The sequence below is a fragment of the Shewanella sp. SG44-6 genome, from assembly GCF_014164185.1.
GTDB lineage: Bacteria > Pseudomonadota > Gammaproteobacteria > Enterobacterales > Shewanellaceae > Shewanella > Shewanella vesiculosa.
Map to the genome: position 1 here is coordinate 1 of NZ_JACJER010000074.1, position 23780 is coordinate 23780.

The following is a 23780-nucleotide window of genomic DNA, read 5'->3' on the forward strand; positions in this document are numbered from 1 at the left end:
GCGAGCACAGACAGTAACCCAACACTGCGAAAAATTCAGGGTGAAATGGCACCCAAAATGGCGGTTCACTCGGATAATATCCAACTCAACTCTGCATTGTTCTCTCGTATTGACTCACTTTATCAACAACGCCAGCAGTTAGGCTTGAGCGCCGAAGAGATCCGTCTGATTGAGGTTTATCATCAGCGCTTTATCATGGCTGGCGCTAAGCTAACCGACCAGCAAAAAGCCCAAATTAGATTACTCAATGAAGAGCAATCAACACTCACCAATGAATTTAGCCAACGCCTACTCAGGCTGACAAAAGAGATTGCAGTTGTTGTTGATTCTGAAGAAGAGCTTGCAGGATTATCTGTAAATGAGCTCCGAGCAGCGAAAGCAGATGCGAGTGCACAAGGTCTTGATGGTAAATATCTGCTAAGTATTACTAATACCACCCGCCAACCTGTATTAGCCAAGCTTGAAAATCGCGAATTGCGCCAACGTGTTTGGCAGGCTTCATCGACTCGCGGAATGAGTGGTGATAACGAAACCGCATCATTGGTGTCACGTTTAGCCCAGCTTCGTGCTGAGCGTGCAGCGCTATTAGGGTACGATAGCTGGGCAGATTATACTCTGGCACCGCAAATGGCTAAGACGCCAGAGGCGGTATATGAAATGTTTGGATCTATGGTGCCCGCTGTTGTCGCTAATACCGAAAAAGAAGCCGCTGATATTCAAATGATGATCAACAAGACTGGCGCTGATTTTACCCTAGCACCATGGGACTGGGCTTTCTACGCTGAAAAAGTACGTAAAGAGAAGTACGATCTCGACGCCGCTTCAATCAAGCCTTACTTCGAATTTAACCGTGTATTGGAAGATGGTGTTTTCTTTACCCTTGAAAAACTCTACGGCGTCACCTTCAAGCCACGTCTAGATTTACCGGTTTACCATAAAGATGTAAAAGCTTATGAAATGTTTGATGTCGATGGCAGTTCGATGGCCATCTTCTATGCCGATCACTTTGCCCGAGAAGGTAAGCGCGGCGGAGCATGGATGAGTGCATTTGTCACTCAATCGACATTACTTAACAGCAAACCTGTCGTTGTTAATGTCATGAATATCAAAAAGGCACCTGAAGGTCAGCCGACGTATGTTAGCTATGATGAAGTGACCACAATGTTCCATGAAATGGGCCATGGCACCCATGGAATGTTTTCAAAAGTCACTTATCCAAGTCTTTCTGGCACGGCTGTTACCCGCGACTTTGTTGAGTTCCCATCAACCTTCGAAGAAGATTGGGCCGCGCACCCTGAAGTACTGGCAAATTACGCTAAACACTATCAAACCGGCGAGATGATCCCCGATGAGCTACTCCAAAAGTTACTTAAGTCGCGCAGCTTTAATCAAGGTTTCGACACTCTTGAGTATATGGCGGCCGCACTGGTGGATTTAGAGTGGCATTCGTTGCCGGCAGATGCGCCGCTTCAAGATGTCCCGCAGTTTGAAGCTGCTGCGTTGAAAAAGCATGGCGTGGATATCGCTGCAGTGCCGCCACGTTATAAATCGACTTACTTTGCTCACGCATTCCCTGGTGGATACTCAGCAAGTTACTACGCCTACATGTGGAGTGAGATCTTAGCTGCTGATGCATTTGCTTATGTACAAACTCAAGGTGGATTAAACCGTGAGATTGGGATGAAATACCGCAAGACCATTCGTGAAGTGGGTAACAGTGTGCCACCGATGGAAGCTTATAAAGCCTTCCGTGGACAAGAGCCGACAACTGAGGCTCTCCTTAAACGACGCGGTTTGAACTAAACATTCACATTGCATCGACAAAAATGCCGCTAAATTTAGCGGCATTTTTAATTAAATCAATTAAATATTCTGTTTGTGTTTTGTACATCAAGCCTCAGTAAGACCTTTTTTTTTAATCAACTAATGCTGATTAAGTAACCTAAGCATAGTGTGTTAGTGTTGATCAAGATCAAGCATATTGTTGCTCTGTGAGTCTACACTCATTAATGTAGCTGTGTTTAAAGCAGTCCGACGCTCCGTTGCAAACGTGTTTTTGTTAGGGGATAACATGAATTTTAAAGACTATTACACGGTATTAGGCATAGATCCTCAAGCGGATGATAAGGCGGTAAAAGCCGCTTATAAAAAACTCGCGGTCAAGTATCATCCCGATGTGAGCAAGCATGATGATGCAGAGGCAAAATTCAAAGAAATTGGTGAAGCTTACGCGATATTACATAACGCTAAAAAGCGTGCTGAATACGATGAAGTGCGTCAGCATCATTTAAACCGAAGCCAAAATCAATATGCAAATCACGCAGCTGGCAGCCAAGATTGGGGCCAACAGCAAAGCGATCCTCAAACGGATCAAGAATTCTCTGATTTTTTCAATTCAATTTTTGGTGGCAGGCATACAGGCTTTGATCCTCACGGCCAATATCAAGGTCGACAGACTCAACCTGCAAAAGGCCAAGACATTGAAATGGAGTTCCCGATGTTTCTTGAAGAAACATTGGCCGACACGCTTAAGCCTGTCTCGTTTACTCTTCAACAACGCGATGCAGATGGTCATATTGTTGAACACCCCAAATCGTTAAAAGTTAACATTCCTGCCGGTGTAGCCAATGGTGAACGTATTCGTCTTAAAGGCCAAGGCGGACCGGGACAAACCAAAGCCGACAACGGTGATTTGTATTTGAAAATTCGTTTTGCGCCTCATCCTTTGTTTGATGTCGACGGGCGAGATTTAACTATTGTAGTGCCTGTCGCACCTTGGGAAGCCGTGCTGGGCACTAAGGTTAAATTACCAACATTAACAGGTCACATCCAATTAAGTATTCCTGCTAATAGTCAATCTGGACAGCGATTACGCATAAAAGGTAAAGGGTTACTGAATAAAAAACAGCAAGGCGATTTATTTGCGCTGCTGAAAATTGTGGTGCCGACGGTATCAGATGATACCAGCAAAAATTTATGGACTGAATTAGCCGAAAAAAATACATTCGACCCTCGTGCCAGTTGGAGTAAATAATCATGCTGCAGATTAATATAAGTGAACAAGATAGTTGGTTGAGCAGTGATGAATTGTGTGAATGCAGCGATATTAGCCTGGCACTACTACTGGAGCTTGTGGAGCATAGTATTGCCATTCCACAGCAGGGGGAGGTGATAGAGCAATGGCAATTTAGTGTCGAGAATTTACATCAAGTTAAAAAAGCCACTCGTATACAACGTGATTTTGCACTTGACTGGGGTGGCGTCGGTTTAATTTTACAATTACTCGATGAAAGAGACAGATTAGAACATGAAGTGTATACGCTAAAACAGCAACTTAACCGTTTTAAGGTATAGCCTTATGCCGCAGCCTTGGCAAGGTTAACGCGCTTTGTGCCTTTATTTGTAGATGCAAAATAAGCGCAGGCTATGTAATGCCCAACGCTTATTTTGAGTCTTTATAGATGCTTATTAAACCGTTTTGCCGCTAATAGTACCCCAAGACAGGTAAAGCTCAGTAGCCACAGTGCATCCTGGCTTAATGACATGACTTCCGCTTCTCTAAGCACAATGCCTCGTACCATACGAATAAAATGGGTTGCAGGTAAAGCTTCCGATACCCATTGTGCTCCAATCGGCATGGCTTCATAAGGAAACATAAATCCAGATAGTAAAATTGAGGGCATCAACACAAAAATGGTTAATTGCATGGCTTGAAGTTGAGTTTTCGCAATAGTACTTATCACTAAGCCTAGTGACAAACTGGCACAGATAAACAAGAAAGACGCCAGTAACAAAGAGTCTAATCCACCGCGGACCGGAACAGCAAAGATCCAGTGCCCAGCGCTAAGAATAATCGCGACTTGGATGAGCCCTACCAAAATGTACGGAATAATTTTACCCAGCATCAGTTCCAATGGCCGAACCGGAGTTGCAATTAAAAACTCCATATTTCCCAGTTCTTGCTCACGTACAATGGCCGCAGATGTAAACATAATCATTGTCATTGTTAGGATAACTGCCAGTAATCCAGGCACAATATTGACCACAGATCGCTGCTCAGGATTAAAGTATTCGACCACTTCAAATGTCGGCACACTCATGCTGGCTGAGCGGTTAGCCACTTCGTCCAACGGTAAATTCTTCAATGAGCGAATTGTTGCGGCTACCATAGTATCGGAACCGTCCAAAAGCCATTGACCTACCGGACGAGTGATTTGCGATGAACCTTGTTTGGCATCAAATGCAGGATGGATGAGTAAACGTTGAGGCAAATCAAGGGGTAAATAAAGTACGGCTTTGACTTCACCATTGGTAATCGCTTTCTCAGCTTGCTCGATAGAATAATATTGATATTGAAAATCCACTGCTTGAGTTGCGATTATCGTCTGAGTGACGGCTCGGCTATAGGTGGTTTGACTCATATCGATGATGCCTGCGGGCACATGGCGAATGTCGGTGTTAATGGCATACCCAAATAGCATTAACTGCAACAATGGGATCATCACTATCATGCCAAATGTCATCCGATCTCGAGACAGTTGCTTCATTTCTTTGACAACAATCGCTACTAATCTATCCCACATTGCGACCTCCGGTGCTGGTGACAAATACGTCTTCAAGACTCGGACGAACAATTTCAAGCTGATATTGCTGACAAATAGAACTCAGGAACTGCAGAGGCTCCGATATCGACTCATTCACCAGGACCCTTAAGCGCGTACCAGATTGAGACGCAGAAATAATTGCATCAACAGTCGACAGTTTCTGTTTTAACTCTCTTATATTATTGCCACTGACTTCGATAACCGTGGCTCCCATTGATTGCATTAAGTCACGCGGCGTGCCATTTGCTCGTCTGATACCATTTTCAAGAATGGCTAAGTGATGACAGCGCTCAGCTTCATCCATGTAGTGCGTCGATACCAAAATCGTTGTGCCACTGTTACTCAGATCAAATAAATGCTCCCAAAAATCACGTCGGTTTTGTGGATCAACGGCTGATGTTGGTTCGTCAAGAAACAGCAGTTCAGGGCGGTGCATCGTGGCACAGGCCAACGCCAAACGTTGTTTTTGTCCACCGCTCATGGTGCCTGCTAGCTGCTTTTGTTGCTGCTCGAGACCATATTGGCCCAGTAAGTCGGTTATGCGTTTTTTGTCTTTAACACTGTAGATAGCCGCCACGAAACGCATATTTTCCAATACCGTCAAATTGTCATATAAGGAAAATTTCTGCGTCATATAGCCGATTCGGCTTTTAAGTAATTCTTCATTTCCTTGCAACGGTAAACCTAAAATGGTGGCTTCGCCCGCAGTAGGCTTTAGTAACCCAGTTAACATTCTGATTAAGGTTGATTTACCACAGCCATTGGGGCCAAGAAAACCGTAAATGCTGCCTTTAGGCACCTGTAAATCGAGTTTATCTACCGCGATTAAATCGCCAAATTGACGGGTTAAGCCTTGTGTTTCGATCACATTTGCTAAGTCATTCATGGTAAACGAACCTCAACACCCAGACCATTAGGCAAGTTTGCATCAATAGGTAAGTCTATTTCGGTTAAATACATTAACCTTGCTCTATCTCGTTCATTTAGAGCAAAGTAAGGTGTAAACGCTGGGCTACTTCTGATATTGCGAACCGTCCCGGTTACTGGGTGTTCATAACCATCAACCCACACAGCTACAGTGTCACCGCGGTTAATTTTACCCAGAGCCGTTGCGGGCAAATATACTCGCGCGTAAAGTCGATCACTGGCTAGCAATGTCACTAATTGCACGTTCGCTGCGACTCGATCGCCAAGTTTCCAAGGTAAAACATCTACCACTCCAGCTTTAGGGGCTCGAATGCTTAATTCGGCTAGAGATTGCTGGGCATCGGCCAATGATGCTTGTGCCGCATCAGCTTGAGCTTGTGCTTGGACAACTTCTTCGCTGCGGGTACCATTTTTAAGCTCTAACCATTGCTGTTTTGCTTGGGTTAATTGTGCAGCTGTTTGATCTTTTATTGCTTTGGCTGAATCAAAATCGGCTTTGGCGACAATTTTTTTAAACCAAAGGTCTTTCATGCGCACATAGTTTCGGTCTGCTTCTTGGGCTTGAGCTTGTACGGCAAGCATTGCTGCATTAGCGGCGGCAAGTTGCTCTAACCGAGTCCCGGTTTGTAATTGCTTAAGTTTTGCTTGGGCTTGAGTCAGCGTCGCTTGTCGTTGGTTAATAAGCCATTGCGCGTGCCGAGGATCAAGTTGAAGTAACAAGTCTCCTGCGTTGACTTGTTGTCCTTCTTTTACCTGTATCGAGCTAATCTGCTCTGTAACCGGCGCTGAAAGCATGATCCGATCCCGTTCAATTAAACCCATTGCGCGGTTACCTTCTTCAGCGGTACAGCCCGCGAAGAGCAAAATAATCGGCAAGTAAATTAGATGAGGTTTCATTTTTGGACTCCTGGTCCTGAAGATTCTAGAGGTGGAACTTGAAACAGTCCTTGATTCATCACCAGCATATTGTGGGCAATCAGTTGGTCTAACATAGACTCGCTCAGGGGGAGATTCATTTGTTTGAGTAACACTTTGGGAGCGATTAATGGAAAGACCATTAAGCTAATAAAGCTTAAGCGGACCCATTTGGGATCGAGCTGTGGGTTGATTTTTTGTTGGTCGGATAATTCTTTAATCCAGTCGCCTGCATAACCGAGCATTTCATGAATAACATTCGATACTATGATGAATGCCTCATCACTGGCCTGTTGATTTAATGATTGGAAAATTAGCCGAGGCAGGGCGGGGACATGTTCCATTATGCGATAATAAGCGCGCATTAATGCTTCAGGTGAGTTCTGTTGTTTTTTTAAATCATGCTTGAATACACTGGCCACAGGAGCAATGGTTTCTCTCACCATGGTTTCAAACAAACCAGCTTTAGAATCAAAGTAATAACGGATCATTGCTGCATCTACGCCAGCACGCCGAGCGAGTTCGCGAATAGACACACGATCGTAGCTGTTATGAAGAAAGCATCCTTTTGCCGCCTCTATCAGTGCCGCGCGAGTTTGTGTCTCCCCTTTGGGTCTTCCCGGTTTATCAGCCATATCAAACTCCGTTAATTCATCTATTGATGAATAATAACAAATACTGACTAAGAGAATAGGATATTAATTCCCCAATATAGGATCTCGTGCGGAATTATATTAATAAGCCGTATTTTGGTAAGACCAATAATTATCGCGCAGCAAGCTCAATAATTCATTTTATCAACTAAGCTATAATATGGTTTAAGTAATTATATTAGCGTAAAAAAATGGCCTGAATAATAATGAATATGATTAAAAGCTAACTCTCTAATGGCGCAAGAAATGAATATATTTTTCGCGTATCTTGCTGTGTGTAAAAATTAATCTTGTTGAGTTTTTAGCAGGAAAAAATCTAATAATAGTCTACTGAGGCTAAATCAACTCTTATATCCTCATAAGATCAACTATTACAATATTGAATAAAGATAATTTATAGGGAAATATATTTAATATACAGCAGTTTATTTATAATTATTTTTGATTCAGTTGATTGTTTTTAAAGAGGATTATTTTTTTAAATATGCTTGATTTCTAAATAATCCTGAAATGATGAGCTTATTTTGTTAAAATCCCCACCAAGAACTGAATTGAGTGTCAAATTTACAGGGCTGGCGGCTCTAACAGAGGATTTATGAAGATAAATAAGGACAAATACAGTATAGATAATACCGATTATACTGTGGGGCAGGATAATATCCAAAAATGGGGCTTTGATATTCATAATTCCGTTTTTGGTATTAGTGCAGGTCTAATAGCGACCTTTTTAATTGCAATTTTAATTATTGATCCGGCAACATCAAAAGAATTTTTGGACGGTTTGAAATGGCAGATTATAGACGCTTTTGACAGTCTATTTATGTGGTCTGCGAATTTTTTCGTGCTCTTCTGTATCGGATTAATTTTATCTCCTTACGGTAAAATTCGTTTAGGTGGCGATGATGCTAAAGCGGACTATTCTAGGCTTTCTTGGATAGCAATGCTCTTTGCTGCTGGTATGGGGATTGGTTTGATGTTTTGGGGGGTTGCTGAGCCCTTAGCGTATTACACTGGTTGGTATGAAACGCCACTGAATGTGGTTGCTAATACACCTGAAGCGGCAGAGCTTGCTCTTGGTGCAACTATGTTCCATTGGGGATTACACCCATGGTCAATTTATGGCGTTGTTGCTTTGTCTATGGCTTTCTTTGCTTATAACAAAGGTTTGCCACTTTCAATACGCTCTGCTTTTTATCCTATCTTGGGTGACCGTACTTGGGGTTGGCCTGGACACATTATTGATATCTTAGCGGTATTAGCCACATTATTTGGTCTTGCAACGTCATTAGGTTTAGGTGCTCAACAAGCCGCTGGCGGATTCCAACATGTTTTTGGTATCGAAGCTGACTTAACCTTACAAATCACGATTATTGTGGTTGTCACATTACTTGCCGTTATTTCTGTGGTACGTGGTCTTGAAGGCGGTGTTAAAGTGATCAGTAACATCAATATGTTACTTGCGGTTGCTTTACTTGTGTTTGTTGCACTTGTTACTTTTGCCGTTTCCATGGGGACGATTCCGACCACGGTAATGGGCTATGTTAAAAATATTATTCCATTGAGCAATCCTATCGGTCGTGAAGATGAAGCTTGGATGCATGGTTGGACTGTGTTTTATTGGGCTTGGTGGATTTCTTGGTCTCCGTTTGTGGGTATGTTTATTGCACGTATTTCACGCGGCAGAACCGTTCGTGAATTTCTGGCCACTGTATTGATTGTTCCAACTGTAGTAACCATTTTATGGATGTCTGTATTTGGTGGTATCGCTATCGATCAAGTGATCAATAATGTCGGTACATTGGGCAGCAAAGGGCTAACCGAAGTGCCATTAGCTATGTTCCAAATGTTTGATTCGTTGCCATTAGGTAATCTGTTATCAATGCTGGCGGTACTTTTAGTGTTGGTGTTCTTTATTACCTCTTCTGATTCAGGTTCACTTGTTATCGACAGTATTACAGCTGGTGGCAAAATAGATGCTCCGATCCCACAGCGTATTTTCTGGGCTGTCATCGAAGGTGCTATCGCTGCGGTATTATTGTGGGTTGGTGGTACTGAAGCGATTGAAGCATTGCAGGCCGGCGCGATATCAACAGGATTACCGTTTACCATTATTCTGTTAATCATGTGTGTCAGCTTACTGTTAGGCATGCGCACCGAGAAACATAATAAAGGCTAGTCTTAATCTGTAACAAAAAGCCGATGATTAATTCATCGGCTTTTTTTATGGGTAATGGTTATCGGTGAGACTATAGCCACAATTTTCGAATTTCAGTATCAGAGCTAAAATGATAGTTAATTTGTGCCTGTAGTAACTCGGCAGTGGCAATTGCGTCGGTTAGGGCATCATGAGGTGCATAAGCGGGTAAGTTGTAACGCTCTCGAGTATTAGCCAGTCGAATTGACACCTTGTGTTTGGGTTTAAAAAAACTCAATATTCCCTGAGATTTAGCCCGTTGTAAATTAGCTTCAATTTGCATGGTATCAATCACTGGGAAGACAATGCCTTCATTAATCAACAGTCGTAAAGCGTGATCCAGAAAGTCACGTTCAATATGGCGATAATGTACCACGACCACTTTACCTGCCAGTTCATCTAAAAGCTGTTCTAAAATAAGCAACAGATCAGGTGCTCCTTGTAAATCGGAGTGGGTAATACCATGGATAATAATCGAGTTTTCTTGGAGTTTATCTTGTGGATTGAGATACCATTTTTTGGCTTTACGGCAAAAAATTCGCCGTAAATTAAACGGCACTAGACCAATACTAATAATACTATTTTGCTGCGAATCTAGGCCAGTAGTTTCAAAATCAAGCGCGACAAATTCAATGTCGCTCAATGGAGTTTCATTGCAGTAGGTACCCGCTTGATAAAAATCATGTAAGCGTCGATCTTTACTGTTTTTTGCTTTTAATTTAAGCAACGCTGCCCAGTTTAAAATTTCGTTATCGCTAAAATTGGTCATGAGTTAGCCTTAAAGTTTGTTGGCTGTATAACGATATTTTAAAAAGTTTTGCGCATTACTTAACACTAAAAAAGCATCTTTAAGGTTGCGTCGCTCAAAATCAGACATACTTTCCGGTTCAATATTATTATCAGGTTCAATACCAGATTCGATATCTGACGACTGATGGCGCAAGCGAACCAGAGAGATAAGCTCCATGGCATGTTGTAAATCCTCACCTTTTGAGGTGGGTAGAATACCCGCTTCGATAATATCTTCTAAGCGTTCAAATGAGTTTTGTGATTGCGAACCGATGGCTAAGGCATGTACTCGAATTAAATCCGCCAATGGTGCAGTACCACGACGTTTTAAATTAATCGAGTTATTGTGGCGACCATCTTTTTCCATTACAAAATCTTTAAAAAATCCCAGCGGAGGTTTACGGTTAAGAGCATTGTGTGCCAAGCAGGCTAAGAAGCGGTTGTTTTTCTTTGCTTTTCTAAGAATAAATGCATTTAACTGTTCAGCCCATTTGATGCGGCCATAGACACCGGTAAGGTCAAAGAAAATTGAGCAATTTAATAACGCTTGTGGATTAGGATTGTCTATCCAGTCACCGAAACATTCTTCCCACTGCGCACGTGTTTTGCGGTTCTCTGGGTTGCTGGCCATAATATCACCGGTGCAATAGCTGTAGCCGCAGGCGGCTAAACCATCACAGACAAAGTTTGCTAGCTGTTCAAAGTAGGCACCATGCAAGGCGACTTGATAACTATTGTCGAGAATAATGGCATTGTCTTGGTCGGTGACCATCAGCTGCTCATCACGGGCCATCGACCCCAGTGCTAAAAAGCAGTAGGGCACTGGTGGCGGGCCAAATTTTTCTTCCGCCAGTTCTAACAAACGCTGTTTAAAGTTACGGCCAATTTCTGACATTGCCCGACCAACCATGTGGGAGTTGGCATCTTCATTAACCATACGCACAAAACAATTTTTCAGCTGTGCAGAAAGAAACACTAAATCTTCGCTACTTTTTTGCTGAAAAATACTGCTGACAAATAACAAACTATTTTGTGATTCGTAACGGATAATATCCGCAACTTCGATCAGTCCAATGGGTTTTTTATTCTTTAAAATAGGCAGATGGTGAATGTTATTACGCAACATAAGCAGCATGGCTTCAAAGATATATGCGTTATGATCCAGTGAAAACAACTGAGTCGTCATGACTTGTGAGATAGGATTGTCAACATTGATGCCTGCAGCAATTACATTTGCACACAAATCGTGCTCAGTAATAATGCCAACGAAACTGCTGTCTTGTTGATTTTCTATCGTCGGATCATTAATTAATACTGCAGAAATATTCTCGTCGGCCATAATTTTGGCCACTGCTTGGATTGTCGTATTACAGGGAAGCACCAGAGCCTCTCGGGTCAGTAAGGTTTTCACCTTAGATGTGGTCAGCGCATTGTCACTGGTTTTACCTTTTACAGCCTGTTTTAAACGCGTGGTATCTTCAACCTCTACAAAATCGGCGAAATCGTCGTAATGTTCGCACAAATCAGTAAATACTGACTCTGGAATACAATATAGCAGGGTATCTTTTACCGCTTTGGCTGGAAAACGAACTTTATTATTAGTCAGTAAACCCATTTGGCCAAATAATTGCCCTTGATCGAGGCGATTATACAATTCACCTTTACGGCGATATAGCTCAACCACTCCGCTGCGGATCATATACAGTTCGGTAATGTTATCGGTGAAATTAACTATCATGCTATCGGTACGGTAATAAGAAATTTCAACGCTTTTGGCAACTTCAATGATGACTTGTTCAGGAAGCTGATCAAAGGGAGCGTACTGGGCAATAAAGCTTTGAATTTCGAGTAGTTCGGCTGACATAAATAGGCCTGCTAATATGTGATGACTGAGCTTCGTTGATAGTATTTAAATGCAAATCTATCAACGCGAAAATAGTGGCGTCTATCGTTGTTGATGAATATTGAGTCTGCTTAGTGGTGATGTTATTGCAGATAATAAGTAAACAATAGGTAAAGACAAACGATAGTCAATTTGGAAGTCTCATTCTATCACTGCTGTGCTTGTGTTGTAACAAAAGCTGCTACCTGCTGTTTAGCAATACCGATATAGCTAACCGTACTGGGTTTGCTTGATTGTATTTTAAGCACCTTTGTGGTGATTGATGCCTAGGTTGCAGCTTGTTGAGTTAATATGATGGGACAAAAAGATCACTAAAATATAAGTTCTCTAAAATATGAGATCACTAAAAACATAAGATGAATCACGCGACTCTTATACTTACTGTGCCCGGGTTAACAGGCACTGTGTTATTGAGAGAGATATTTATAATCGCTTAAAACGGTATTTTCAATTGAGATACGCCGTCACAATAGACTCGTTCGCCTTTACTGTATACCGCCTCTATTGCCAATGTATGTGCATTAAGTAGATTAATATCGGCATCCAACCCAGCTGCGATACAGCCTTTAGCCTTAAGTTGCAAAATGCTCGCAGGGGACAGAGTTATCGACGTCAAAGCATCTTCAATTGACACGTCAAACTGTTTTACTGCGTCAACCATAGCTTGATGAAGGCTGCAGACTTGACCCACTTGTAAATCGATTAATTTACCTAAGTGATCAAATACCGGCAAACTCGCATTACCATCGGAGCTCATGGTGATTTGGTGCACAGGTACTCCCTGTTTTAACGCTAAGGCTAATGCTTGTGCGGCCGGTATTTCGCCTTGCTCAATAATTTGCGCTGTTGTACTGGTAGTAAAGTCGATATAACCCCCTTTGGTGGTAAATTCAATCCCAGCCTCAAACAAGGCGCGACTGCGATTAATATGGGTTGGATAGTACTGGGTGATGGGAATATCAAATTGTGCAATAACATCATAAAGCAAATCTAGGCGACTGTTTTCATCGCCTAAATGCACACTTACAATTCCTGCTTTTCCCGCTAACATGCCGGCCACTCTTGCTTCAGATGTTAACCTTGCCATTTCATGAGCGGTTAATTGAGAACTTCTGTGATCAGCAATGGCCACCTCTCCAACACCAATAAACTTCTCAATAAGCATGATATCGTGTTTCATGGATTGAGTGACTGTCACCATAGGATAATGGTAAGAACCTGTATAACAGTAAACCGATATGCCTTGCTCTTCTAAGGCATAGGCTTTGGCGAGTAAGTTCTCTAAACTTCGGGTTTGTGCATCTGTTCCCAGCACTCCAATTACAGTCGTCACGCCGCCTTTTATGGCTTCATTAATATGCATCTCCGGGGTGCGAGTGGTATAACCGCCTTCACCACCACCACCGGTAATATGCACGAGTGAATCAACAAAGCCTGGAGTTAAAATAAGTCCATCAGTTTGGATTACTTCAACAAATGAGCTGGCGATTAAGTTGATGTTGTCTTCAACGGCAATAATTTTATCACCAGCAATCAGCACATCTTTTTGACCAAGATATTGGGGTGCATAAACGTGAGCAGATTTAAATAATTTCATGAAATTCCTTAACTGAGATTAATGCTTACGGCAATCACGATGAATGAGATTGATATCACTGCCAGTAACAACATAAATCGCCATATAAATTTAGCCCACACAAACCAGTCTACTTTTGCAACACCTAGACAACCAATTAATGCAGCGGATGTGGGGATAATAATATTAGTGAGACCGTCACCGAGTTGAAAAGCTAATACTGCAATTTGCCTTGGTAAACCTAAAATATCTGATAACGGTGCCATAATGGGCATGGTTAACGCAGCTTGGCCTGACCCTGAAGCGATGAAGAAATTAAATACCGATTGAAATAAGTACATACAAACGGCGGAGATTGTTTTTGGCAAATCGCCTAAAAACAAGCCGGTATAGTAAAGCAGGGTGTTTAACACTGAGGGTGTATTGGCTTGATCGCCGCCTAATATAATGACAATGCCTTTTGCCATCCCGACAATCATTGCTGCTGGCAATAATTCCATTGCGCCTTTTTTAAATGCATCAGCAACAGCATTGACCTTAAGTCGGCCGCTAAAAATAGCAATAATGCCAACTAAGCAACCAAGAGTAAAAAACTGGCTTGCCAGTTCAGGAATATAGTATCCACGAGCGATAACCCCCCAAATAACCCAAACAATACCGAGTGCAAAGGTGGTTAAGATAAGGATATCGGTTAGAGTGATATTTGCTTTTAAGGTATTTTCAGCGCTGGAGTCAGTGTCGCTATGGATTGTTAGATGACCATCAAGATGATCATCTAATAAGCCACTATTGTGCTTTACCTGTTTGGCATACCGCATCGTAAACACCACACCAACAAGTGTGAAGATACACCACATGACGACTCTAAACTGCAAGCCAGACATTAAAGGTAAATCAGCGATACCTTGTGCTATGGCAACACTAAATGGGTTCATCCACGAGGCGGCAAAACCAATTTGTGTCGCGACATAAGTGACTAACACGGTCACAATACCGTTGTAACCAATCGCCCGCATTAATGGCAGCAAGACGATACAAAATGCTATGGCTTCTTCACCCATACCAAAAATAGCGCCACCAGCAGAAAATAACACAAATAAAATAGGGATAAAGGCTAATTCAAACTTTTGCGTTTTAGCGATGAGCGCTAAAATACCATTGTCTATGGCCTGTGTTTGCATGATGATGCCAAAGGCTCCCCCGGTAATAATGATAAACATCATTACGCCAATAGACGATCCCCACTTATTTCCAGAAACCATGCCTTCAAAGGCAAAATTGAGAAATCCAATTTCGCCATGTTCAGCAAATAAAGGCACACCTTTGTACTGGCTTGCAAATTGAAAACTCCCGGCAACTAATTCAGATTTGTTTGTGTGTGGATTGATCGTAACTTCAAAAAAACCGGCTGGTATAAAGTGAGTTGCGATTGCTGCAAACATCACAACAAAAAATAAAATGATAAATGCATCAGGCATTTCTCGAACAGTTTGTGGCTTCATATTGTTATACTTTTTCACCGAAAAGAGAGAAACGTTGGTCGTTTATGGACAACGACCAACGCAGGTTTACTTAGAATTTAAAAGTATATCGGACATTCCAACGACGGCCGAGCCAATCATGAATTGAACTGGCGTAACCGTTAGTCGGTGACGATGCATAGGGTGGTTGTTCATCGGTGAGATTACGAACCGAAAACAACAGTGCGTGCTGTGGCGAGAAATCATATCCCAAGCTGGCACTAAAGGTTAACCAATCATCCACGGTTTCGTTATCAAATTTAAAGTCACCATCACCAAGTGAACTAATATAGTGGCTCGACACACTGGCATTCCAATCATCTAGCTGCCAATCTGCACCAAAATCAAGTACGCTTTCTGGTCTGGCTATTTCAGATGCACCACTGAGTTTACCCAGTAAATCTTCAACAGGAGTTGTCGGAGACACTTGTCGTTCAAATGAGAAAGTTTCAGTACCCGTGAAATAGAATGAAAAATCACCCATATTGCTCGTTTGAAGACGATAGTTAATTTTATAATCTATGCCATCGGTACTTTGGTTACCAACGTTAAAGTAACCAGTGCGTAAAAAGCTAATGTCGCCTTGAGCATCGACAACACAACCAAAATTATCACCTAAGTCACCGATATTGTTCACCACATTAGCTGGGTTTTTCATACACGAATCTAAGGTAGTATTGGCATCAATATCAACAATGTCATCGTGTTCATAGCGCCAATAATCAAGAGTGAATTGTAAATCATCTGTGGTATTCCAGGACAATCCTACATTCATCGCCTGGGATTTTTCAGCCTGCAGATTTTTATTGCCTATGGTTTCTTGATCAAATTCTAACTCGCCGTAATCAGCCCCCGCAACACCACAAAGTGCATTATATGGCTCGCCTGCACCACAATTAATATATTGGCTACCCAAAGATGTTCCCGCACCTAACTGCGATAGAGATGGTGCCCGAAAACCTGTACTCCATGAAGCGCGCAAGACAAGGTCATCAAAAGGATTGTATCTCAGTGACACTTTAGGATTAATATCGCCGCCAAAATCACTGTAATGGTCATAACGCAAAGCCGCGATGACATCCAGAGAATCGAAAATCGGGAAGTTAAATTCACCGTATGCTGCATATTGTGTTCTGTCTGCTGCAGCATCACTGGCTCCAAGACCAATAATGTTGTTATTAACCGCATTGAGTGACGGTGTGTCTGAGATATCTTCTTTTCTAAATTCGCCACCAAAAACAGAGCTTATTACGCCCGCGGGTAATTCGAATAAATCGCCTGAAAAGTTAAAGTCGACTGATAACACCTCTGACTCACCTTTGCGCACGCCAGGATCCCTTAATGCAGCAATTTGTTGTTGTGTATTATCAAGCCCAAGATTAAACGGATTAAAACTGCCATTTGCGATTGCTGCATCGAGTAAGTCGCCATTCATATAACCAGAAGTATTGCTAATCTCGTTAATCGACTTTCCGTAACTCAACGCCGTTTCCCAGCTCCAATCGTCCCATTCTCCGCGAAGACCAGATAACACACGATAACTTTGAGTATCATATTGCTGAATTCGACGTTCAGGGAAGCGGGTTCTTACGGTAATAGAATCACTTACTGTGCCATCAAGTAAGTCTATATCGCGCAGATACTGTGGAACATTGGTGGAATTACCATCGATATAAGTAGTATAGCCAGCGGGGGCTTCGTAAGATGATCCGGTATTTTTCTGGTACATTGCTTCGGCAAACAATGTCATCCCATTATCTAATCGATAAAGGTGATTTAACGTGGTGCCTATATTCTCATAATCTGGTTGAATTGCTCGTTGGATAACATAGTCATAATTACATCGACTACCATCTTGTTGAGTATCGTCACCACACCATGATTCAGCATAATCATTACCATCTATCGACACTCGTGTACTTGATTCATAGGTAACATTAACCGCTCTGTCGCTATTAAATATGGCATTACGAGTAGCATAATCTACCACAACTGTGGTGTTGCTATTGGTTGTTTCAAAGCCTCCAGCATAGGTAAGGTTGGTGCGACTTGCATCGTGGCTTGATGTGTCGTCTCCATACTGAGCGCTAAATTCATGACCGACAAAATCTTTACGTAAGATAAAGTTAATCACCCCAGCTATAGCGTCAGATCCGTAAATGGATGATGCGCCATCTGTTAGCACATCAATACGCTCAATGGCAGACAGTGGAATGGCATTAACATTCACAAATGAATCAGAACCATTGGAGAACGAATCAACCGCAACACGGCGGCCATTAATTAATACTAGGGTAGAACTTGATCCAAGACCGCGTAAGCTGACACCAGACGAGCCTGCAGGGGCACCATCTGCACCGGCAACGCCACCGGTTTCTGAAAAGGTCCCAGCGCTGGAGGCTTGTGGTAAATCTCGGAGAAATTCGCTGACCGATCCATAGCCCTTTTTAGTGATGTCATCGTGAGTAAAGCTTTGTAATGGATTAGCGCCTTCCATATCAACGCCTTTTAACCTTGATCCGGTAACACTGACCCGTTCTACTTTATTGACCTCTGTTTGAGTGTCATTTAATTCATTGCTAACAGCACTTGCAACAGGTGATAACGCTACGCCAAATGCAGCGCATAATAATACTGAACTTCTCATGATAAGCTCCCGAGATATCTCTTATTGTATTTTTTTAGATGCAGACAAACTGCGCGTGAGTCAATACGCGTGGCATGTAAGAATATGCAGATGCACTACATCAATTAAGTTTTGAGAGGGGAGTAATGACAGCAAGACAAGACTCCACCGAACACTATTGTATTCAGTGGTTTATTCGTCCCACCATTCAGACAAATACCATGTGCGGTAATGGTATCTTTGGAAAATTGTTGCAATTAGAATCATGTTATAAACTATGAGCTATTGTTGTTGACCTGTTAAGAGGCTATCCGTAAGATAGGTGCTGAGTCAATACATGGCAGAAACTTTTTTTGAGTACTACCATGAAAATTTCGATTAAACCTAATTTCAATGCCTTATCTTGTCTATTATTTAGCTTGTTAATCAGTACTTTGTTGCTGTCGTTATACAGTTCAATGGCGCTGGCTAGTACTGCTGTCAATACCGATGCTACTCCGCCGGTTCAAACTTTCGATTTAATGATGGTTGGCGGTGGGTTGGTCACTTGCAGTTCTTTATCTAGACAAAACTGTGTGCTTGGCAGTCAATTTACTGCTGATGCAAAACAAACCTCTGTTTATCGATTAACGCAGTCTGCACTCGAGCGAGCCTTTAAACATCCGAGTTTATCTGGGTTAACAGCACCTCAAAAAGCTATATTGCTCCATGCCAGTCAGCAGCAGGGTAATGCGGGTTCTAGTTTGAGCTATCAAGCATTTTATGATGCCATCTCTGCTGTTGAAAAAGATTTTTTAACGGATTTAAACGATCAAGTTTATTATGCTTTATTGGATTTACTTGAAGACGAACAAGCCATTACCTCGGGTATCAATCGCCAAGAACATGTGATGCTGAGTGCGACCCAGAACCAATATGGCGCGCAGATATTCTCTTTGTTTACTCAGCAAGCATTGTTAAAAAAACAACAACGGCAGCCGCAAGCTAAGCGGCCATTAATCGCCGTAGTTACCGCATCTGCAAGAGATCCTTTTGAATCAATTGATTTCTATACTCAAGTTTTTGAGCAAGCCGGTGCGGATGTTATCTGGCTGCCTTTAGATAGCGCATTGCAAGCCGCTATAGCACAACAACAATGTGATCAGTTACCTGTATTGCGCGAAAAAATTCAAGGTAATGTCGATCGCGCGCGATTGTATCCGGTTGCTACCGCATTACAACAATCCATGTGTGTATCTCCAGATTCTCTTTACCAGCAACTGCTTAATATTGACGGGTTATTTCTTAATGGTGGTGATCAACGTTTAACATTATCAGCTTGGTTAACACCACAGAAAAAGCCAAGTAAAGCGCTTGATATTATTAAAAAAAGATTACAACAACATCAAATTGTGATTGGTGGCACGAGTGCAGGAACGGCAGTCATGACAGCTCAATATATGGTCACAGGCGGCACAAGTCATGGTGCATTAACCTATGGCGTGTTGGCTGCCGAGGCGCCAAGTGAGCGATGTGAGGAGAGTCATTGTCAGTCAGACATTCCGGCTACTGCGGTTACATATTCCACCACGGGAGGATTAGGTTTTTTTCCATTTGGAGTCACTGATACCCATTTCTCACAGCGTGAGCGGCAAGTGAGATTATTCATGCTAAGTGCCTTGTCTGAAAATAAATTAGGCTTTGGAGTCGATGAAAATACCGCACTGTTAGTTGATCTTCGCAATCACAAAGTATCTGTTGTTGGCGAGCATGGTGTTTGGGTAGTGGAACAATCTCATGTAACTCAAACACCACTATCTTACTCAGGAGTCATGCATTACTTAACCGCGGGCGATAACGCAAAAGTAGATGTAGTCACGCAATCGTTAAACCATATTCAATTATTAAGCGCTGATAAGACGATCAATAAGCAAGTCGATGTTAAGCGAGAGTTTAATGCTTGGGTTGATAAAGCCTGTGTAGATGGCCAAAATGATATTGATCTTGGCCAAGCTAAATTGATTATTAAACCCCAATCACAACAAGAATGTGACCAAATTAAGCGTAACGGTCAACATTATCAAAATATAAATATACAGCTCAATTTAGTTAATCATTAATCTGTTTTTATGCCCTTTATTTAAGCCATATTTTGGACTTAATTGGGTTATGTTATCGAGACTGATAACTAAATTTCTACATATAATCTATCAAGGTTTTTATCCCCCTTAAAGGTTAGCTAACCTCATCTGTTGATGTGAATCCCTAGCAGTATTGTGTTGGGGATTTTTTTAGACAAAATTCTGATTTTATTGGCTGATATTTAAGTTAATCCATTTTTAATGCTGCTATCAAAGCGAAATTGCGACAATGAATCACGTTGTTTTAACTTACTGATCAATAAGCTTTCATCCCCATTGTCGCAGTAGAGGCCATATCAATTATTGGATCAAATCGATTCGTCATCACCGCATAAGACACTTGCTCTTGTAAACAAAAATAAGCACCGACTGCATTCAATTTTACAGCGCTATCTGCCTAGCGGTTAGCCAGTCAACACTAAGCCAAAATGCTTAACACAATAGTGACAAATAACGCCCATGAAGAAAGTGATACCGGTGAGTGAATCAGTAGCAATGATCCTAAGTTAAAACGTTGTCAATCTGCTCGGAATTTTTACATTAAATTCAATGATTTATGTCTTTTTTTAAAAACGCTAACGTTGACAGGGCGATCGCTTAGGGACTACTGTATAAAATATACCACGAAAGTGTGTGGTAAATATTTAACAGCGCAGGATCTATTCATGTGCTTTTTATGTAGCGTTAGTGCAAAAAAGCCGAACGGCGTAAAAAAGCGTCATGGAAATTGGTATGGAAAAAATAGAGATAAAAAACCTTTATAAGGTTTTTGGTTCTGAGCCTCGCAAGGGGGTGAAATTACTTGAACAAGGGAAAAGCAAAGAAGAGATTTACGAACAAACAGGACTAACGGTTGCCGTACAAGGTGCCAGTTTTGTTGTCAATAAAGGTGAAATTTTTGTGGTTATGGGGCTATCCGGCTCAGGAAAATCAACCCTAGTAAGAATGTTAAACAGGCTCATTGAACCCACATCGGGAGAGGTGTTGGTTGATGGCCAAAATATCCTCAACATGAATAAGGATGAACTGGTCAAGTTTCGCAGAAGTAAAACCAGTATGGTGTTTCAATCCTTCGCGCTTATGCCCCATCAAACAGTGTTAGAGAATGCCGCGTTTGGCCTCGAACTCGATGGCATGGATAAAAAACAGCGTGAAGAACGAGCCCTAGATGCTTTAAAACAAGTCGGACTCGAAGGTTTGGAGAAGGCCTATCCCAATGAGTTAAGTGGCGGTATGCAGCAGCGAGTAGGATTAGCGCGAGGCTTAGCGGTTGATCCTGATATCTTGCTCATGGATGAGGCATTTTCGGCGCTTGATCCGCTTATCAAGACAGAGATGCAAGATGAACTGCTGAAACTGCAAGATCGTCATGAACGCACCATCATTTTTATCTCCCATGATTTAGACGAAGCATTACGCATTGGCGACCGAATTGCCATTATGCAGGGCGGCCGAGTGATTCAGGTGGGGACCCCAGAAGAGATTCTGCAAAATCCCGCAGATGATTATGTGCGCGCATTTTTCCGAGGTGTGGATCCAACTGGTGTTATCTCCGCTGGGGACATTGCCCGCGACAGTCAACCAACCGTTGTTTGGCATACAAAAGCCGGTAGCCCACGCGCCACCCTAGAAATGTTGAGTATTAAAGATCGCGAGTTTGCCTATGTACTTGACTCAGAACACCGCTTTTTAGGTGTGGTCTCTTCAGACTCCCTGCGCGACGCTATTGACCAAGGAAATGGTGCCAGCAAACTTGAGCATGCTTTTCTAACAGATGCTAAATCAGTTCAAGAAACAGATAGTCTTCAGGATATCTTATCCCTGGTCGCCTCCCATTCTTGGCCTATTCCAGTTGTAAACTCAGAAAGTAGATATCGCGGCGTTGTTTCTAAAAATCTGTTTCTTCGTACCTTAAACCGTGCAGAGAAGGGGACTTATTTTGAGCAGTCAGCATCTTAGAATATTAGCTTCAGGAGTTTTAAATCATGTTCAGTTTTGATGAAAGAGTGATTCCTTTAGATGTTTGGATCACCAATTTAGTTAACTGGTTGGTTGAAGGCTATCGATGGTTTTTTCAACTGATCAAATGGCCCGTCGACTTTATTTTGTCTGGTGTATCAGATGGTCTACTGGCAACTTCACCTCTGCTTGTTATTGCCCTGTTTGGTGTCATTGCTTGGCGAGTGTCAGGTTTAAAACTGGCCATCTTTACGCTGTTATCATTGGTGCTCATCGGTCTACTCGGTTTCTGGTCTGAAACCATGATAACCCTTGCCATGGTCTTTTCATCCGTGGTGTTCTGCACCCTTGTTGGTGTGCCATTTGGGATATGGGCTGGACGCAGTGATCGCGTTAACAACATTCTACGACCCATTTTGGACGCGATGCAAACGACGCCAGCCTTTGTCTATTTGGTCCCCATTGTGATGCTTTTTTCTATTGGCAACACAGCGGGCGTTCTGGCGACCATCATTTTTGCCCTGCCACCCTTGGTGAGATTAACCAGTCTCGGTATTAGGCAGGTACACCCAGAGTTAGTCGAGGCTGCGCTCGCCTTTGGGGCAACAAGCTCGCAGGTTTTACTTAAAGTTCAGATACCACTTGCTTTACCGACCATCATGGCGGGCCTGAATCAGACCATCATGATGTCGCTCTCCATGGTGGTAATCGCCGCAATGATTGGCGCTGGTGGCCTTGGGGCACCTGTCGTTCTGGGCTTAAATACACTTGATATTGGTTTGGCCACGGTGGGCGGTCTAGCGATTGTTTTATTAGCAATCATTCTCGATAGGATCACCCAATCAATGGCAACCAAAAAAAATAAGGACGTAAAATGATACTTAAAAAAGTAATACTGGGTGCAGCGTTAGCTGCAATGACAGTGACGGGATCAGCAGCGCTTGCAGATACTCTCAAGCCAGGTGAAGGGATAACCGTTAAACCCGCTCGTGCGACATGGGACACAGGTTTTTTTCAGGAAGCACTTGTTCGCCGGGGTCTTGAAACGCTTGGGTATGATGTCGAAAAGCCTAAAACCCTGGTTAACCCCATTTTTTACAAAACCGTCACACTCGGTGATATTGATTACTGGACCAATGGTTGGTTTCCAATGCATAACGATCAGCTACCGAGCAATTTCGACGAGAAAGCCGAAAAGGTGGGCTATGTTATTAAAGCCGGTGGATTAGGCGGATATTTAGTCTCTAAAAAAGAAGCCGATAAATATAATATTACCTCTCTTGCAGATTTTAAACGCCCTGAAGTTAAGAAAGCATTCGATACTAATGGAGACGGTAAAGCGGATTTGACTGCATGTCCTCCTGGTTGGGGATGCGAGAAAATCATCACCCATCATATGGATGTTTACGGTCTAAAAGATTCGATTAATCCGGTGAAAGCAGCTTATGCAGCTGGGATGGCATCCGCTATGGCGGGTTATAAAAATGGTGGTCCGATATTTTTCTATACTTGGGCGCCTAACTGGACCATTTTTAAAATGAAGCCAGGTAAGGACGTAGTGTGGATAAACGTGCCTGAAATTAATCCGACTAAAGCTCAAAGTTCAGCTGTTGAACGAATGACCGTAAAGGGGCTTGAAGGCGCGGTTTCTGATCCGGTAAAACTGGGGTTTGTTGCTTCTGATATTCAGATTGTTGCCAACAAAAAATTCACTAAACAAAATCCTGCGGTAAGGAAGTTTTTTGAGGTATTTACACTGCCATTGGCTGACATCAATGAGCAGAATACTCGTATGAACGATGGCGAAAAGAGCAAGAAAGATATTCAACACCATGTAGATGGGTGGATTACTAACAACCAAGAAAAATGGAACGGTTGGCTTACTGAAGCACGAAACGCGGCTAAGTAGTCTCAAGCTTTAATAATATATGAGTAACCCGGCGTACGCTTGTTGTACTTCCGGGTTGTTTTTTATACTTATGATTAAACCGTTA

17 protein-coding genes are annotated in these 23780 nt (G+C 42.4%); 8 read left to right on the forward strand and 9 right to left on the reverse strand.

The window, feature by feature from the left end:
- The 3 genes from H5185_RS13870 to H5185_RS13880 all read left to right on the forward strand — a co-directional run.
- Window positions 1-1803: M3 family metallopeptidase (locus tag H5185_RS13870; RefSeq protein ID WP_182742396.1), on the forward strand; the 1803-nt coding region annotated here is incomplete at its 5' end.
- 268 nt (window positions 1804-2071) lie between these two features.
- Window positions 2072-3034: a DnaJ C-terminal domain-containing protein gene (locus tag H5185_RS13875; protein WP_124015965.1), complete on the forward strand. Its 963-nt coding sequence runs from the start codon at window positions 2072-2074 to the stop codon at window positions 3032-3034.
- A 2-nt stretch (window positions 3035-3036) separates the two neighbouring features.
- Complete coding sequence (locus H5185_RS13880; RefSeq protein ID WP_124015966.1) at window positions 3037-3354, forward strand: chaperone modulator CbpM; 318 nt, start codon at window positions 3037-3039, stop codon at window positions 3352-3354.
- A 101-nt stretch (window positions 3355-3455) separates the two neighbouring features.
- Here H5185_RS13880 and H5185_RS13885 read toward each other — a convergent pair whose 3' ends face one another.
- Genes H5185_RS13885 through H5185_RS13900 form a run of 4 tightly spaced genes read right to left on the reverse strand, consistent with a single transcriptional unit; the run spans window position 3456 to window position 7081 of the window.
- Window positions 3456-4583, reverse strand: coding sequence for an ABC transporter permease (locus H5185_RS13885; protein ID WP_124015967.1), 1128 nt, complete (start codon window positions 4581-4583; stop codon window positions 3456-3458).
- A complete protein-coding gene (locus H5185_RS13890; RefSeq protein ID WP_124015968.1) occupies window positions 4573-5490 on the reverse strand; it encodes an ABC transporter ATP-binding protein in 918 nt (305 codons plus the stop codon). The genes H5185_RS13885 and H5185_RS13890 overlap by 11 nt, the downstream gene beginning before the upstream one ends.
- Window positions 5487-6428 (reverse strand): HlyD family secretion protein, encoded by a 942-nt coding sequence (locus H5185_RS13895; protein ID WP_124015969.1) that lies wholly within the window; start codon window positions 6426-6428, stop codon window positions 5487-5489. The genes H5185_RS13890 and H5185_RS13895 overlap by 4 nt, the downstream gene beginning before the upstream one ends.
- Window positions 6425-7081, reverse strand: a complete 657-nt coding sequence (locus H5185_RS13900; protein ID WP_124015970.1) for a TetR/AcrR family transcriptional regulator — start codon at window positions 7079-7081, stop codon at window positions 6425-6427. The genes H5185_RS13895 and H5185_RS13900 overlap by 4 nt, the downstream gene beginning before the upstream one ends.
- 613 nt (window positions 7082-7694) lie before the next feature.
- Between H5185_RS13900 and H5185_RS13905 the strand changes: the two genes are divergently transcribed.
- A complete protein-coding gene (locus H5185_RS13905) occupies window positions 7695-9275 on the forward strand; it encodes a BCCT family transporter (RefSeq protein ID WP_124015971.1) in 1581 nt (526 codons plus the stop codon).
- A gap of 70 nt (window positions 9276-9345) precedes the next feature.
- Here H5185_RS13905 and H5185_RS13910 read toward each other — a convergent pair whose 3' ends face one another.
- The 5 genes from H5185_RS13910 to H5185_RS13930 all read right to left on the reverse strand — a co-directional run bounded on the left by H5185_RS13910 (window position 9346) and on the right by H5185_RS13930 (window position 17728).
- Window positions 9346-10062, reverse strand: coding sequence for a 3'-5' exonuclease (locus tag H5185_RS13910; protein ID WP_124015972.1), 717 nt, complete (start codon window positions 10060-10062; stop codon window positions 9346-9348).
- Between the two features lie 9 nt (window positions 10063-10071).
- Window positions 10072-11946 carry a putative nucleotidyltransferase substrate binding domain-containing protein gene (locus tag H5185_RS13915; protein WP_124015973.1) on the reverse strand — a complete coding sequence of 625 codons (1875 nt, stop codon included), beginning with the start codon at window positions 11944-11946 and terminating at the stop codon, window positions 10072-10074.
- 472 nt (window positions 11947-12418) lie between these two features.
- Complete coding sequence (gene iadA, locus H5185_RS13920) at window positions 12419-13582, reverse strand: beta-aspartyl-peptidase (protein WP_124015974.1); 1164 nt, start codon at window positions 13580-13582, stop codon at window positions 12419-12421.
- Between the two features lie 8 nt (window positions 13583-13590).
- Entirely contained in the window at window positions 13591-15063 is a 1473-nt protein-coding gene (gene yfcC, locus H5185_RS13925; RefSeq protein ID WP_124015975.1) for a putative basic amino acid antiporter YfcC, read from the reverse strand.
- Window positions 15064-15133: 70 nt separating this feature from the next.
- Window positions 15134-17728 carry a TonB-dependent receptor gene (locus tag H5185_RS13930; RefSeq protein WP_124015976.1) on the reverse strand — a complete coding sequence of 865 codons (2595 nt, stop codon included), beginning with the start codon at window positions 17726-17728 and terminating at the stop codon, window positions 15134-15136.
- 344 nt (window positions 17729-18072) lie between these two features.
- Here H5185_RS13930 and H5185_RS13935 point away from each other — a divergent pair, with 344 nt between their 5' ends.
- From H5185_RS13935 to proX, 4 genes are all read left to right on the forward strand, one after another.
- Complete coding sequence (locus H5185_RS13935) at window positions 18073-19806, forward strand: cyanophycinase (RefSeq protein WP_182722814.1); 1734 nt, start codon at window positions 18073-18075, stop codon at window positions 19804-19806.
- A gap of 753 nt (window positions 19807-20559) precedes the next feature.
- On the forward strand, window positions 20560-21786 hold the full coding sequence (gene proV, locus H5185_RS13940) for a glycine betaine/L-proline ABC transporter ATP-binding protein ProV (RefSeq protein ID WP_182722815.1): 1227 nt from the start codon (window positions 20560-20562) through the stop codon (window positions 21784-21786).
- Window positions 21787-21812: 26 nt separating this feature from the next.
- Window positions 21813-22664 carry a proline/glycine betaine ABC transporter permease gene (locus H5185_RS13945; RefSeq protein ID WP_124015979.1) on the forward strand — a complete coding sequence of 284 codons (852 nt, stop codon included), beginning with the start codon at window positions 21813-21815 and terminating at the stop codon, window positions 22662-22664.
- Window positions 22661-23695, forward strand: a complete 1035-nt coding sequence (proX, locus tag H5185_RS13950) for a glycine betaine/L-proline ABC transporter substrate-binding protein ProX (protein ID WP_124015980.1) — start codon at window positions 22661-22663, stop codon at window positions 23693-23695. The genes H5185_RS13945 and proX overlap by 4 nt, the downstream gene beginning before the upstream one ends.
- The last annotated feature ends 85 nt before the right edge of the window (window positions 23696-23780 follow it).

Excerpts from the sequence above, each read along its gene's own strand:
- H5185_RS13875 (WP_124015965.1), top strand. The coding sequence starts at position 2,072 with ATGAATTTTAAAGACTATTACACGGTATTAGGCATAGATCCTCAAGCG.
- H5185_RS13880 (WP_124015966.1), top strand. The coding sequence starts at position 3,037 with ATGCTGCAGATTAATATAAGTGAACAAGATAGTTGGTTGAGCAGTGAT.
- H5185_RS13885 (WP_124015967.1), bottom strand. The coding sequence starts at position 4,583 with ATGTGGGATAGATTAGTAGCGATTGTTGTCAAAGAAATGAAGCAACTG.
- H5185_RS13890 (WP_124015968.1), bottom strand. The coding sequence starts at position 5,490 with ATGAATGACTTAGCAAATGTGATCGAAACACAAGGCTTAACCCGTCAA.
- H5185_RS13895 (WP_124015969.1), bottom strand. The coding sequence starts at position 6,428 with ATGAAACCTCATCTAATTTACTTGCCGATTATTTTGCTCTTCGCGGGC.
- H5185_RS13900 (WP_124015970.1), bottom strand. The coding sequence starts at position 7,081 with ATGGCTGATAAACCGGGAAGACCCAAAGGGGAGACACAAACTCGCGCG.
- H5185_RS13905 (WP_124015971.1), top strand. The coding sequence starts at position 7,695 with ATGAAGATAAATAAGGACAAATACAGTATAGATAATACCGATTATACT.
- H5185_RS13910 (WP_124015972.1), bottom strand. The coding sequence starts at position 10,062 with ATGACCAATTTTAGCGATAACGAAATTTTAAACTGGGCAGCGTTGCTT.
- H5185_RS13915 (WP_124015973.1), bottom strand. The coding sequence starts at position 11,946 with ATGTCAGCCGAACTACTCGAAATTCAAAGCTTTATTGCCCAGTACGCT.
- iadA (WP_124015974.1), bottom strand. The coding sequence starts at position 13,582 with ATGAAATTATTTAAATCTGCTCACGTTTATGCACCCCAATATCTTGGT.
- yfcC (WP_124015975.1), bottom strand. The coding sequence starts at position 15,063 with ATGAAGCCACAAACTGTTCGAGAAATGCCTGATGCATTTATCATTTTA.
- H5185_RS13930 (WP_124015976.1), bottom strand. The coding sequence starts at position 17,728 with ATGAGAAGTTCAGTATTATTATGCGCTGCATTTGGCGTAGCGTTATCA.
- H5185_RS13935 (WP_182722814.1), top strand. The coding sequence starts at position 18,073 with ATGAAAATTTCGATTAAACCTAATTTCAATGCCTTATCTTGTCTATTA.
- proV (WP_182722815.1), top strand. The coding sequence starts at position 20,560 with ATGGAAAAAATAGAGATAAAAAACCTTTATAAGGTTTTTGGTTCTGAG.
- H5185_RS13945 (WP_124015979.1), top strand. The coding sequence starts at position 21,813 with ATGTTCAGTTTTGATGAAAGAGTGATTCCTTTAGATGTTTGGATCACC.
- proX (WP_124015980.1), top strand. The coding sequence starts at position 22,661 with ATGATACTTAAAAAAGTAATACTGGGTGCAGCGTTAGCTGCAATGACA.